Origin of the sequence: Pseudorhodobacter ferrugineus DSM 5888, assembly GCF_000420745.1 — a bacterium.
In the GTDB taxonomy this organism is placed as follows: domain Bacteria; phylum Pseudomonadota; class Alphaproteobacteria; order Rhodobacterales; family Rhodobacteraceae; genus Pseudorhodobacter; species Pseudorhodobacter ferrugineus.
In genome coordinates, this window is sequence record NZ_ATVN01000001.1 from 1 (window position 1) to 11465 (window position 11465).

General features: G+C 59.0%; 13 protein-coding genes and 1 pseudogene. 2 read left to right on the top strand and 12 right to left on the bottom strand.

Going from position 1 to position 11465, the window contains the following annotated elements:
- The 11 genes and pseudogenes from G560_RS0100005 to G560_RS0100060 form a co-directional block, all read right to left on the bottom strand.
- The coding region (locus tag G560_RS0100005; RefSeq protein WP_028913542.1) for a helix-turn-helix domain-containing protein at nt 1-202 on the bottom strand (202 nt) is incomplete at its 3' end.
- 105 nt (nt 203-307) lie between these two features.
- Nucleotides 308-916 (bottom strand): annotated as a pseudogene (locus G560_RS18100) (transposase domain-containing protein); the annotation flags it as partial.
- 84 nt (nt 917-1000) lie between these two features.
- Nucleotides 1001-1345, bottom strand: coding sequence for an IS66 family insertion sequence element accessory protein TnpB (tnpB, locus tag G560_RS0100015; protein WP_022702254.1), 345 nt, complete (start codon nt 1343-1345; stop codon nt 1001-1003).
- On the bottom strand, nt 1342-1692 hold the full coding sequence (locus tag G560_RS0100020; RefSeq protein WP_028913543.1) for a transposase: 351 nt from the start codon (nt 1690-1692) through the stop codon (nt 1342-1344). The genes tnpB and G560_RS0100020 overlap by 4 nt, the downstream gene beginning before the upstream one ends.
- A gap of 246 nt (nt 1693-1938) precedes the next feature.
- Nucleotides 1939-2523: a hypothetical protein gene (locus tag G560_RS0100025; protein ID WP_022702256.1), complete on the bottom strand. Its 585-nt coding sequence runs from the start codon at nt 2521-2523 to the stop codon at nt 1939-1941.
- Nucleotides 2524-2873: 350 nt separating this feature from the next.
- Nucleotides 2874-3932 (bottom strand): TRAP transporter substrate-binding protein DctP, encoded by a 1059-nt coding sequence (gene dctP / locus G560_RS0100035; RefSeq protein ID WP_022702258.1) that lies wholly within the window; start codon nt 3930-3932, stop codon nt 2874-2876.
- Nucleotides 3933-3970: 38 nt separating this feature from the next.
- On the bottom strand, nt 3971-5260 hold the full coding sequence (locus G560_RS0100040; RefSeq protein WP_022702259.1) for a TRAP transporter large permease: 1290 nt from the start codon (nt 5258-5260) through the stop codon (nt 3971-3973).
- Nucleotides 5260-5850, bottom strand: coding sequence for a TRAP transporter small permease (locus G560_RS0100045; RefSeq protein WP_022702260.1), 591 nt, complete (start codon nt 5848-5850; stop codon nt 5260-5262). The genes G560_RS0100040 and G560_RS0100045 overlap by 1 nt, the downstream gene beginning before the upstream one ends.
- Nucleotides 5851-5941: 91 nt before the next feature.
- Nucleotides 5942-6487, bottom strand: a complete 546-nt coding sequence (locus tag G560_RS0100050) for a flavin reductase family protein (RefSeq protein WP_022702261.1) — start codon at nt 6485-6487, stop codon at nt 5942-5944.
- Complete coding sequence (locus G560_RS0100055; RefSeq protein WP_022702262.1) at nt 6487-7377, bottom strand: aldo/keto reductase; 891 nt, start codon at nt 7375-7377, stop codon at nt 6487-6489. The genes G560_RS0100050 and G560_RS0100055 overlap by 1 nt, the downstream gene beginning before the upstream one ends.
- A complete protein-coding gene (locus G560_RS0100060) occupies nt 7377-8534 on the bottom strand; it encodes an LLM class flavin-dependent oxidoreductase (protein WP_022702263.1) in 1158 nt (385 codons plus the stop codon). Before G560_RS0100060 ends, G560_RS0100055 begins: the two co-directional genes overlap by 1 nt.
- A 118-nt stretch (nt 8535-8652) precedes the next feature.
- Between G560_RS0100060 and G560_RS0100065 the strand changes: the two genes are divergently transcribed.
- Both G560_RS0100065 and G560_RS18105 read left to right on the top strand, forming a co-directional pair.
- Complete coding sequence (locus G560_RS0100065) at nt 8653-9354, top strand: GntR family transcriptional regulator (RefSeq protein WP_033419168.1); 702 nt, start codon at nt 8653-8655, stop codon at nt 9352-9354.
- Nucleotides 9355-9390: 36 nt separating this feature from the next.
- Nucleotides 9391-10503 carry a Gfo/Idh/MocA family protein gene (locus G560_RS18105; RefSeq protein ID WP_022702265.1) on the top strand — a complete coding sequence of 371 codons (1113 nt, stop codon included), beginning with the start codon at nt 9391-9393 and terminating at the stop codon, nt 10501-10503.
- Here the strand turns inward: G560_RS18105 and G560_RS0100075 are convergent.
- Nucleotides 10500-11387 carry a LysR family transcriptional regulator gene (locus G560_RS0100075; protein WP_022702266.1) on the bottom strand — a complete coding sequence of 296 codons (888 nt, stop codon included), beginning with the start codon at nt 11385-11387 and terminating at the stop codon, nt 10500-10502. The two genes, G560_RS18105 and G560_RS0100075, sit on opposite strands and share 4 nt — an antisense overlap.
- Nucleotides 11388-11465: the final 78 nt, after the last annotated feature.

Here is an 11465-nt window from a genome sequence, read left to right on the forward strand (position 1 = left end):
CCGAAACAAGCCATGCTGTCAGCTGAGTGACATACGGATCCAGCTTGCTCGGACGATCCGGCGTCTGAAACGCTGGCTCAACAATCCCCTCCCGCAAATACTTCTTGATCGTGTTGCGCGAGATGCCCGTGCGCCGCGCGATCTCGCGAATGGGCATCTTCTCTCGCAGCGCCCATCCCCGGATAACTTTTAAAAAACTCATGTCTATCACTCCAAGTGCCCCCAGCTGATTCAAGCTGAGGCAAGGTTGCACATGGGTCAGTTCTCAGTGACAATTTTTGCTGTTGCCGGGTCAGTTCTCAGTGACAATCAACACCAATAATGCCTCAGACGGCAGACCACTCTCGATGATATGGTTCGGGGCCAAGGCCTGGATGACACCGTCCCAGCCTTTGAACGCGTATTTCGGGCGGCGGGTGATGATGACCCGGAACTTCGCCGGGATTACATCCAGCCGTTCGGCCACGTCTTCGCCAATGAGCACCTTCTGCTTGCCGGCATGTTCTGGCAGGTCGTCAGGCTCAATGACCACTTCGACACGCTCGAGATGCGGTGGGAAGCCTTTACGTGGCCGGGGTGACCGCTTCTCGTGTGAAGCCTGGCCCTTGCCGATCTGCGCCCGCAGGGCCGAGATACCCGTCTCGATCTCCTCGAAGAGGAAAGCCTGCTGCGCATCCTCATCACCCGTCGCGGCAGAACCAAGTTTCTCGGACCGTCGTCCAAACCGTGCCCAATCATAAGCCTTCAGGATCTGCATCAACCGCTTGATCCGCTCATCGGCATCCGCGTTACGAGCTCTGAGCGTCTGGATCTCACGCTCCAGCGCGTCCGTACGGGACGCTTGCGCCGCCATGGCGCGCACCATGGATTTCAATTGATCCATGTCATCAGGAAGGGGGGATTCACTGCTGCTCATCACCTTCGATTAGAGCATGGTTCCCCTTGTTTTACTCGCGTTTTCTTCATGGAGCGGCTCAAATTATCACTCCAGCAGGACCGGTCAGTCGACTGTTTCGGGGCGCCGGATGGAGACCGGCCGCACCCGTTTCCAGTCCAGATCATACACCAGCGCCATCAGCTGGACAGTCTTCAGCTGAACCCGGGCATGACCGATACGGGGCCAGTAGAACCCGGCTTTCTCCAGACGCTTCGCATAAAGGCAGACCCCGCTGCCGTCCCACCAAACGACCTTGATGCGATCCGCACGTTTCGCACGAAACACATAAAGTGCCCCGCTGAACGGGTCGCTCCCTGCATCGCGGACCAGCGCCAGCAAGCTGTCCGGTCCCTTGCGGAAGTCGACAGGGTGGCTGGCGAGGAAGACCTTCACGCCGGACGGGATCATGCTGTGCGCACCGCACGAATGATCCGACACAGATCCGCTTCCCCGATATCCGGGTTGACACGAATGACTGCGTCCCCGATCACGATCTCCGTCAGTGCCTGCAGGGAGCGATGCGCTGATGCCGCCTCATCTTGGGTCCTGAGATATGCCCTGCGCCAGCCAAACAGTTGCGCCGGCGAAATCCCCAATCGACGCGCCAAAGCTGAAATATTGACCTCTGGAGCCATGGCCGCGGCGACAGCCTGCGCCTTGTACTCATCAGACCAGCGACGACGCTCGCCCACCGGCCCACCGTCAAGACGTTCGACAACGGCCTCAATCAACTGAAAGCTACCACCCGTAGGCATAGGCGTAGGACTGGTCGTAGACATAGAACCTCGGCGCTTGCGTGAACGTCGCAAACCTACCCCGGAATAGGCCGCCGATTAACCCACGGGGCTGCCTTTTCGCTTACGTCAGAGTAGTATCCTCCCAAAAACGGTCGCTTTTGGATGTCGCTGTCAGCCGAAGTTGCCGCCTACAATCATGATATTCGCGGGTGCATTTTTTGGACGCAATGGGCACAAGCCGACCATTGCAGCGGAGCCAGTTTTTTAGGCACCAGTAGCTGTATGCTGACCCACCTCGCGCTTTATAATAGCGGCAGCGAGCTTTGAGCTCCGGTCGATCAAGCTGGCGATTTTCTGGTTGAGCCCCTCCGTGAACGGTGTGGTCAATGCAATCGATGCCTTGCCGTGCTGAATCATCGGCACAAGGTTGAACACTTCGCCTTTGTCATTCAGCTCGGGATGGAGCCAGAACGGTTTGTGCGCCATCGAGTTGCGAATGGTGCGCAGTTCGGTGAGGTCACCCCGGAGGTTGTTCACCTCATCTTTGGTCAGGAAATGCGGGGCAATCAGCAGCACCACGTTGATACGTCGGTCGAAGGTGAGCGTTGTTAGCAGCCCTTCGTCAAATGCAGTTTGCACTTCGTCGCGCTCAACTCTGTCACCAAGCATGAAGTAAACAATTGCTGCGCTCAAATGGCGCTCGATGGTGAAGACGCCACCAAGCACCCCGCCACGCACCTGCCGCACCCACTCGTAGATCGACTTGTGGCGAGCATCCATGTCGAAGCCTTCAGCCTCTGGCTTAGGTCCGTTAGGGCCCCAATTTGACGCACCATCTTCAATCATCATTGCTTATCGTTCATTAACTTTACGAACGCCGAAAGCGTGGCGGATTATTCGATGAATGTCAGATATAAGCAGAAAGCGCGACCACGTTCTGCGAGTTTTCAGCGTCCGTTCTCTGCACATAGTTGATACTCGGGTGATATACCAAAAACCCTCGTTTTGGAAACATATAGAAATAGCCGCGTTTGATGCCACCAAAAACCCCGTTCAAAACCGGCGCAGTTGTTGAAGGTTTTTTCTCACCTGTGAGGAACGGCCTTCATGGCGCTGAGGAGGCGCTTGTGTCGTTTCCCCCACAAACAAAAACGGCGCGCGGGTTGCACTGCGCGCCGTCTTATTTTCGTCTTTAACGCTTACTTCAGCTCAGTCGCGCGTTCTGCATCAACCACGCCTTGGGCGGTTGCCACGGCTGCCATGAACGCATCCAGTGTTTCTGGGCCGCCTTTGACTGAGGACTTGAACCATTCGAACACTGGCGCGGCGGCGGCTTTGAAGGCGGCTTTTTCATCGGCGGTTGGAACGTAGATGTCACCACCAGCGGCCTTGAAATCAGCATAAGCCTGAATTTCCTTACGCTTTGGGCTGGCGAAAGTGGCTTGTTGCAGGGCGGCAAAGCCATCCAGCACGACCATTTTCTGCGCGTCGGTCATGCTGGCGAAACGGTCTTGGCCCATCCACCAGAAAGCCCCCATGTAGGAGTGGCCATCCAGCGTCAGGTATTTCAGGCCGGCATCAGGGAACTTCATGTTCATGATGTCGGTGATGCCGTTTGCGGTGCCTTCAACCACGCCGGTTTGCAGCGAGGTGAACAGTTCTGGCCATGCGATTGGGGTTGGCGATGCACCCACGGCGCGGGCGGATTCCTGTGGCAGATCGGCAGGCACAGTGCGCATTTTCAGGCCTGCAAGGTCGGCAGGGCCCATGACGCGCTTTTTGGTGTTGGCATAGTTGCGCCAGCCGCCGGTGTTGCCGATGGTCATCAAGCGGATTTTATCGCCCGAGTCTGCCATAACCATGCCGCGCAGTTTCGACGTAAAGTCGGTGCTGGTCAGCACGGTTTCGGCGACGCGGTCGTCCGACATCAGGTAGGGCAGATCGAGGACCTGAATGTAGGGGAACAGGCCAGCAGCGCCGCCCGAAGTGGAGATATAGATGTCGATGGAGCCATCGGCCACGCCGGCCAAGCATTCATCGCCCTTGCCGCACAGCTGGGTGCCGATGAACAGTTCCACGGCGATATCGCCGTTGGACGCATTTTCGACATAGTTTTTGAAGACGACAAGGCCGTCATAATCTTCGTCGTTTTCGTTCGAGTTTGCGGTGGCGCGCAGAGTGATGGATTGCGCCATTGCCATGCTGGTTGTGCCTGCCAAAAGGGTGGCGAGCAGTAGTGTTTTGATGGTGTTTTTCATTGGTCTTCTCTCCCTAAGTCGTTTGGTTAGTTGGTTGGTTACTGGACGAACCCGAAAAATCGGGGGACGGCTAGGCTTATCTCGGGGATGAAAGTGATCATGAAGATCACGATGATTTCAACCGCGAGAAAGGGTAGGGTGGCCTTGGCGATGGTTTCGACGCGCAGGCCGGACACCGAGGAGGTGACGAACAGAACAAGGCCCATGGGGGGCGTCAGCAGGCCGACAGTTAGGTTGACGGCCATGATGATAGCGAAATGGACACTATCGACGCCCAACGAGGTAAAGATCGGCCCAAGGATGGGGCCAAGGATAATGATCGCGGGGCCTGCGTCAAGGAACATGCCGACGATGAACAGCAGCAGATTGATGAGGAACAACAGGATCAGCGGGTTGTCGGACAGGCCAAGAATGATCGATGCCAGCAGTTCGGGTGTGTGGCTGAGGCTGGCTACGGTTTTGAACGCCATTGCGGCGCCGACAAGAAGAAGAACCACGGCGGATGTCATGCCTGCGTTGGTCAGGACCTCGGGAAGGTCGCGCAGGTGCAGGGTGCGCATGACGAACAGGCCGATAAGAGTGGAATAGCCCACAGCGACGGCTGCCGCCTCGGTCGGGGTGAAGACGCCGAGGAGGATGCCGCCCATGATGATGACGGGGGTCATCAGGGGCCAGACGGCCTTGAGGCTGGCCTGTCCGCGTTGGCCCCATGTGGCGCGGGTTGTGCGGGCGGGCAGGTCGTATTTATCGGCGAGGAAGTGGATCATCAGCATTAGACCGCCGCCCATCAGCAAGCCCGGCACGATGCCTGCAAGGAACAGGGCGGCCACGCTTTCGCCCATGACATAGGCGTAAATGATCATGATGCCGGATGGGGGGATGATGGGGCCGATGATCGACGAAGCGGCGGTGATGGCAGCGGCAAAGCTGCGGGTGTAGCCTTGTTTTTCCATCGCGGGGATCAGCATTGACCCCAGCGCCGACACGTCGGCCACAGCCGAGCCGGAGAGGCCTGCAAAGAGCATAGAGGACAAGACGTTCACATGGGCCAGACCGCCGCGCAGGTGGCCCATCATGGCTTGTGAAAATTCGACCAAGCGCAGGGTGATGTTGGAGCGGTTCATCACCTCGCCCGCCAGCATGAAGAACGGAATCGCCATGAGCGGGAAGCTGTCCATGCCGTTATAGACATTGCGGTAGAGCAGCACGATGTCGCGTTCTTGGCCGTTGAGCCAGAGCAGGATCGCGGGGGCGGCGATGAGGCCAAAGAACACTGGCAGCCCGAACAGCAGCAGGACGAGGAACAGGGGGAGGAAAAGAGACAGCATTATTCGGCCCCCCCCATTGCGGCGTGCGGGATGGCGATAAGCTGATTGGCGCGGCCCGAAAGCGTGAGCAGGCTGCGCAGGATCAGTTCAATGCAGACCGATATCAGCATGGCAAGGCCCACCACCAGCGACAGCATCATCCAGGATTTGGGCACCTTGGCCCATGTGGAAAGGTCGAATGCGGTGGGGTAGTGCAGGCTGTCCGTGGCGAAACGGCCGCCGAGGCCTGTCACCTCGGACCAGCCGATCTGGACGCCGACGACCATGACGGTCAGCGACAGGCCCAAGAGCAGCAGCGACAGGATGGCCGATGGGGCGGGTGGCAGCAGGCGGGTTAGCATTTCGATAGATACAAACCCGCCGCGGCGAAAGGCAGTGGGGGCCATGAGGCCGGTCATCCAGAGCATCAGGAACCGCGCCGCCTCTTCCGGCCAGGCGAGCGCATTGCCGAGGACATAGCGGAAGAACACCTGTAGGAGGATGACGATAACCATCACGGCCACCATGCCAGCCCCCGCGCGGCGGCCAAAGGTCAGTAGGGCGGCGTTCACCATCCCCAGCCCATTGGTCAGACCCAGCACTGCGCCCATGGCGCGTCCCTCCCTAATACCCGCCCAGCCTTTGTGGCCGGTGCGTCCCTTTTGTCTGTTTGCCCTCTTATTGGGGCATTCAGCCGTCTTATCAGTCGGCGGTAAACCCGCCGTACTGACCTTGTGTAAACACCAGTGGCGCGCCTGTGCCTTTGGCGCAGCGCACCACACGGCCCACGACGATCAGGTGATCGCCTCCATCATGGGTCGCGTGTTGTTCGCAGTCAAACCGCGCCAATGTGCCGGGTAATAGCGGCACGCCTTCGTCATTGCGGTGATAGGACATGCCTTCAAACCCCAAACCGCCACGGATAAAGCGTTGGATCAGGTCGGTTTGGTTATGGGCCAGCACGTGAATGGCATAGTGCTGCGCCGTGGCATAATGGGCAAAGCGCGACGATGATTTGGCCGGCGACCACAGCACCAAAGGCGGGTCCATCGACAGGCTGGCAAAGCTGTTGGCGGTAAAGCCCATTGGACCATCGGCGGATTGCACCGTGACGATGGTCACACCCGTGGCAAAACACCCTAGCGCATCGCGAAATTCGCGGGCATTGGCGGCATCGGGGACAAAGCTGGTTTCGGCCAGCGTTGCCACGTTTGGCATTTGATCGGCGGAAACAAGGTTATCTGGCATCATGCAACCTCATGCCCCAGCATCAGGGTATAAAGTTCAAACCATGTTTGACGGTCCATCTGAATGTCCATTGCCGTGCCGATGGTGTCGATCCGCGACAAGCTGTTGGTGCCCATGACCGGAATGATGCGCGCAGGGTGGCGCAACAACCATGCCACGGCGGCGGCGGACCAATCGGAGCCATAAGTCGCGCCAATTTCTGTCAGGCGGGCGCGCAAATCCTTGCCGGATTCGGCCAGCAGACGCCCGCCTGCCAGTGGCGACCATGCCATTGGGGGGATGCCGCGTTCTTGGTGGAATGCCAGATCGCCGTTGGTGAACGCCTCATGCGCCACAAGGCTGAGTTCGATTTGGTTGGTGACCAAAGGGGTTTTCATGCCTGATTGCAGCAAGGTGAAATCCCACGGGCGGAAGTTGGACACGCCAACGGCGCGCACCTTGCCCGATGCAACCAGCGCGTCCAATGCGGCACCCGTTTCCATATGGTCCATCAACGGGTCGGGCCGGTGGATCAGCAGCAGGTCGATATGGTCAATCGCCATATCCGTCAGGCTGGCATCGACGCTTGCGTTGATATGGGCTGCGGACGTGTCGTAATGCTTGACCCGCGCGCCTGCGTGGCGGCCAACGGGGGCGACAATATCGCATTTTGTGATGATTTCCATTGTGTCGCGCAGATGGGGGGCCGCGCGCAAGGCGTGGCCCAACAATGCCTCGGCTGTATAGCCGCCATAGATATCGGCTTGGTCAAAGGTGGTGATACCTTGGGCCAAGCAGGATTCGATTTTTGCCTGCACGTTTTTGGCGCTGGTGTCGGTATCATCGCCCAGCCGCCACATGCCATAGACAAGGCGTGACAGGTCGATGTTGCCCAGTGAAATCCGTTCCATTAGCGCCGTTCCCCAATTCCGAGTGGTGTGGCGGGGGTGCTGGCTGGCACCCTGCCGTATGCGTGTGGCAGTGAGCAGGTTTTAAGCTGCGGTAGCACCTTTGTACCGAAATGATCGCATTCATCCATATGCGGGTAGCCCGAAAAGATGAAAGCACGGATGCCCATTTTCTGATACGCCTCAATTTCCGACATAACCTGATCAGTGGACCCGACAAGGGCAGCACCACAACCCGAGCGCGCGCGGCCAATGCCTGTCCACATATGCGGTTCGATATAGCCGAACTGATCGGCCAATTCGCGGGCGCGGGCTTGGTGTGACACGCCCAAGGATATGCTGTCATGGGCGCGATCGCGGATCAGTTTGCCGTATTCATCATCCAGTTTGCTGGCGATGTATTCGGCGTATTCCTTGGCCTCGGTTTCCGTGTCACGCACGATCATATGCACGCGCAACCCGTAGTCGAGCGTGCGGTTATGGGCCGCCGCGCGGGCGTGAACCGCCTTCATCCGTTCGGCCAGTGTGTCGCGGGTTTCGGGCCACATCAGGTAGACATCACATTGCGCGCCGCACAGTTCCAACGCATCGGGGGAATAGCCGCCGAAATAGAGCAAGGGGCCACCGTTTTGCTGATACGGACGCGCGGGATCAGCGGAAACCTTGCTGATCTTGTAAATCTCGCCATCATATTCGATGTGATCTTGCGTCCACGCCTGACGCAGGATTTCGACGACTTCATGGCTGCGTTTGTAGCGGTACTTGCTGTCGGCCACTTCGCCGGGGAAATCCGAGGAGATGACGTTGAGGGTAAGGCGTCCTTTCAGCATATGGTCGAGCGTGGCCACGGTGCGGGCGAGCATGACAGGCTGCACCTCGCCGCAGCGAATGGCGGCCAGAAAGTTGATGTTTTCGGTGATCGGCGCGCAACCGGCCACGAAAGACAGGGTGTCTTGGCCGACCTGATAGGAGGAGGGGCACAGGATGTTGCGGAAACCGTGCTGTTCGGCGCGTTTCACGATGCCCGAGCAGTGATCCCATGAGGAGCGGAGTGCGCCATCGGGTTGGCCAAGGAATTGGTAATCATCAGAACACAGGGCGGCGAACCAGCTGACCTCGGCTGCGTCCAGATCGGGGGAGGTGATGGGAACGACGGTCATGATAATTCTCCCTGCGAGCTGCGCGTGATTCTCTCTACCAGAGAGTCAGCTTTTCACTTGCGTAGCATTGGAATTGATGTAGATCAATACTGTATCAATTTATTCAGATGTGGTGCTGATGCCCTCTCCCGGTTCCCTTCCGTTGTTTTTACAGATCAGCGAATTGCTGATCCGTGACATTGCGGCTGGGCGGTTGATTGACGGAGAAAAACTGCCGCCCGAGCGTGAGATGGCGGCGCAATTGGGGATCGCCGTGGGCACCTTGCGCCAAGCGCTAAAGGAACTGGTCGCCAAGGGCATGCTGGTGCGCGTGCAGGGGTCGGGGAATTACATCCGCGCAGTTAGCGATCCGGCCTCGGTCTATGCGCTGTTTCGGTTGGAACTGGTGACGGGGGGCGGGTTGCCCACGGCGCGGGTTTTGTCGGTGGAGCGGCGTGTGAAGGATGCAGAGCTGCCTGCGTTTGGCGACAGTGCGGACGGGTTTCGCATTCGGCGCTTGCGGTATCTGTCGGGCAAGGTGGCGGCGGTTGAAGAGATTTGGCTGGATGGCAGTTATGCGGGTGCGATTGCGCCTGCGGATTTGTTAGAGTCGCTGTACCTGTATTACCGCGAAAAGCTGGGCCTGTGGATCGCACGGGCCGAGGATCGGGTCGGGCTAGGGCATTGCCCCGTTTGGGCGCCCGAGACATTTCCGCATGTCGCAGGCACGGCGTTGCCCCAGATCACGCGGGTCAGTTGGGGCCAAGATGGCCGCAAGGCCGAGGCCTCTTGGACGTGGTACGACCCGAATGTCGCGCAATATGTGGCGCGTTTGAAATAGGGCGCAGGGATTTGCTTTGAATATAAGGGGCTTGGGATGAAAACGGTTCGGTATGGCATCATCGGCTGCGGCATGATGGGGCAAGAGCATTTGCGCAACATAGCCTTGTTGCCACAGGCCGAGGTGGTGGCGATATATGAGCCCGATGCAGGGATGCGCGCGCTGGCGGCCGCTATGGTCCCGGGCGCCGCAATGGTGGACAGCGTGGCTGCGGTGCTGGCGGTTGAGGCGGTGAATTGCCTGATGATCGTTAGCCCGAACTTCATGCATTTGCAGCAGTTGGAAGAGATTGCCGCCATCCGTCCGCTGCCTGTGCTATGCGAAAAGCCGCTGTTCACCGACCCCGCCGATACCCCGCGCCTGAACGCGTTGCGGGCCGCATACCCCGCGCCTATTTGGGTGGCGATGGAATACCGCTATATGCCGCCCGTGGCGCATTTGATCGCGCAAGCACAGGCGGCGACGGGGGGTGTGAAAATGCTGACGATCCGCGAGCACCGCTTTCCGTTCCTTGAAAAGGTCGGCGATTGGAATCGCTTTAACCGCAATTCCGGTGGGACTTTGGTTGAAAAATGCTGCCACTTCTTTGATCTGATGCGGCTGGTTGCGGGCTGTGACCCTGTGCGGGTTATGGCGTCGGGCGGGCAAACGGTGAACCATCTGGATGAGGTGTATAACGGCGAGGCATCGGATATTTGGGACAATGCCTATGTGATCGTGGACTTTGAAAACGGTATGCGCGCGATGTTGGAATTGTGCATGTTCGCCGAAGGGTCGCGATACCAAGAGGAAATCAGCGCAGTGGGGCCGTTGGGCAAGATTGAAGCGTTGGTGCCGGGGCCAGGGCGGTTCTGGCCGGCGCATTTGGGCGCGGCGCCGGTGCCGCAAGTGGTGGTTTCGCCGCGCAGCCCTGCAGGCCCGCGCGTGCTGGATGTGCCCGTGGACCCGTCCTTGCTGGCGGCAGGGGATCACAACGGATCGACATTCTACCAGCATCGCGGCTTTGCCGATGTGGTGGCGCATGGCGGCGTGCCCGAGGTGGGGCTGGCCGATGGCTGGTGGGCCGTGGCGATGGGCATGGCGGCCCAAATCTCGGCGGCCGAGGGGCGTGCGATTGGGGCCGAGGAGTTGCAGGGGTTCGCGCCCTAGGCGCGCCCGCCTGCACCCGCTTTGACCAATTCATCGACCAAGGCGCGGGCGATATGGGGTAGGGCCGCAATGTCACGCACCAGCACGCTGCGGTCGCGGATGGCCCATGGATCTGAAATAGTGATCAGGGCAATATCCATTGTTTTTGCATGGCGGCGGGCCGCGCTTTCGGGGGTGATGCCAATGCCAACACCTGCTTCGACCATCCGGCACATTGCCTCAAAGCTGCGCACCTGAATGCGCAGAGCGCGGTCATATCCGTGCCGTTCCATCAGGCCGCGCAGAAAGGCCAGCAGGGTGCTGCCTTCGTGCAGGCCGATATGTTCATAAGCCAACGTATCGGCAAAGCTGACCGATGTTTGCGCGGCCAGCGGGTGGTTGCGCGGGGTGGCTAGCAACAGGTGATCGGTGGAAAACCGGATCGCCTGCAACCCTGCATCCGGGATTGGGCCCGAAGTAATGCCTAAATCGGCGGTGCCATCCAGAATGCCGCGCTGGATGTCTTGGGTTAGGCGTTCTTGCAGATCGACCGTCACTTTTGGGCGGTCTGCAAGGAAACGCGCAAGGATTTCGGGCATAAATTCCGTCACAGCAGTGGTGTTGGCGAAAATGCGGACATGGCCGCGATCGGCCGCGCCTAGATCATCTTTGAGGAATTCGATTTGGCGCAGGATCAAGCGGGCGTGACGGAGCAGGGCTTCGCCCGATTTGGTCAAGCTGACGCCGCGATTACCACGATAGAGAAGGGGCTGGGCAAGGCTGGTTTCCAGCGCCTTGATGCGTGCCGATGCGGCAGGGGGCGACAGAAAGGCACGTTGCGCGCCAAGCGTCAGGTTGCCCGCTTCGGCGATGGCCACAAACAGGCGCAGGTCAGATAGGTCCATTATGTCAGCCTTTTGCAATTTGGAATGCAGGCCCCAGAAAATACGAATTTGCAGAATGTGCAAGCCGTGGCAAACAGG

Bases quoted from the DNA above. Each gene is read 5' to 3' on its own strand.
- tnpB (WP_022702254.1), bottom strand. From the start codon at position 1,345: ATGATCCCGTCCGGCGTGAAGGTCTTCCTCGCCAGCCACCCTGTCGAC.
- G560_RS0100020 (WP_028913543.1), bottom strand. From the start codon at position 1,692: ATGCCTACGGGTGGTAGCTTTCAGTTGATTGAGGCCGTTGTCGAACGT.
- G560_RS0100025 (WP_022702256.1), bottom strand. From the start codon at position 2,523: ATGATGATTGAAGATGGTGCGTCAAATTGGGGCCCTAACGGACCTAAG.
- dctP (WP_022702258.1), bottom strand. From the start codon at position 3,932: ATGAAAAACACCATCAAAACACTACTGCTCGCCACCCTTTTGGCAGGC.
- G560_RS0100040 (WP_022702259.1), bottom strand. From the start codon at position 5,260: ATGCTGTCTCTTTTCCTCCCCCTGTTCCTCGTCCTGCTGCTGTTCGGG.
- G560_RS0100045 (WP_022702260.1), bottom strand. From the start codon at position 5,850: ATGGGCGCAGTGCTGGGTCTGACCAATGGGCTGGGGATGGTGAACGCC.
- G560_RS0100050 (WP_022702261.1), bottom strand. From the start codon at position 6,487: ATGCCAGATAACCTTGTTTCCGCCGATCAAATGCCAAACGTGGCAACG.
- G560_RS0100055 (WP_022702262.1), bottom strand. From the start codon at position 7,377: ATGGAACGGATTTCACTGGGCAACATCGACCTGTCACGCCTTGTCTAT.
- G560_RS0100060 (WP_022702263.1), bottom strand. From the start codon at position 8,534: ATGACCGTCGTTCCCATCACCTCCCCCGATCTGGACGCAGCCGAGGTC.
- G560_RS0100065 (WP_033419168.1), top strand. From the start codon at position 8,653: ATGCCCTCTCCCGGTTCCCTTCCGTTGTTTTTACAGATCAGCGAATTG.
- G560_RS18105 (WP_022702265.1), top strand. From the start codon at position 9,391: ATGAAAACGGTTCGGTATGGCATCATCGGCTGCGGCATGATGGGGCAA.
- G560_RS0100075 (WP_022702266.1), bottom strand. From the start codon at position 11,387: ATGGACCTATCTGACCTGCGCCTGTTTGTGGCCATCGCCGAAGCGGGC.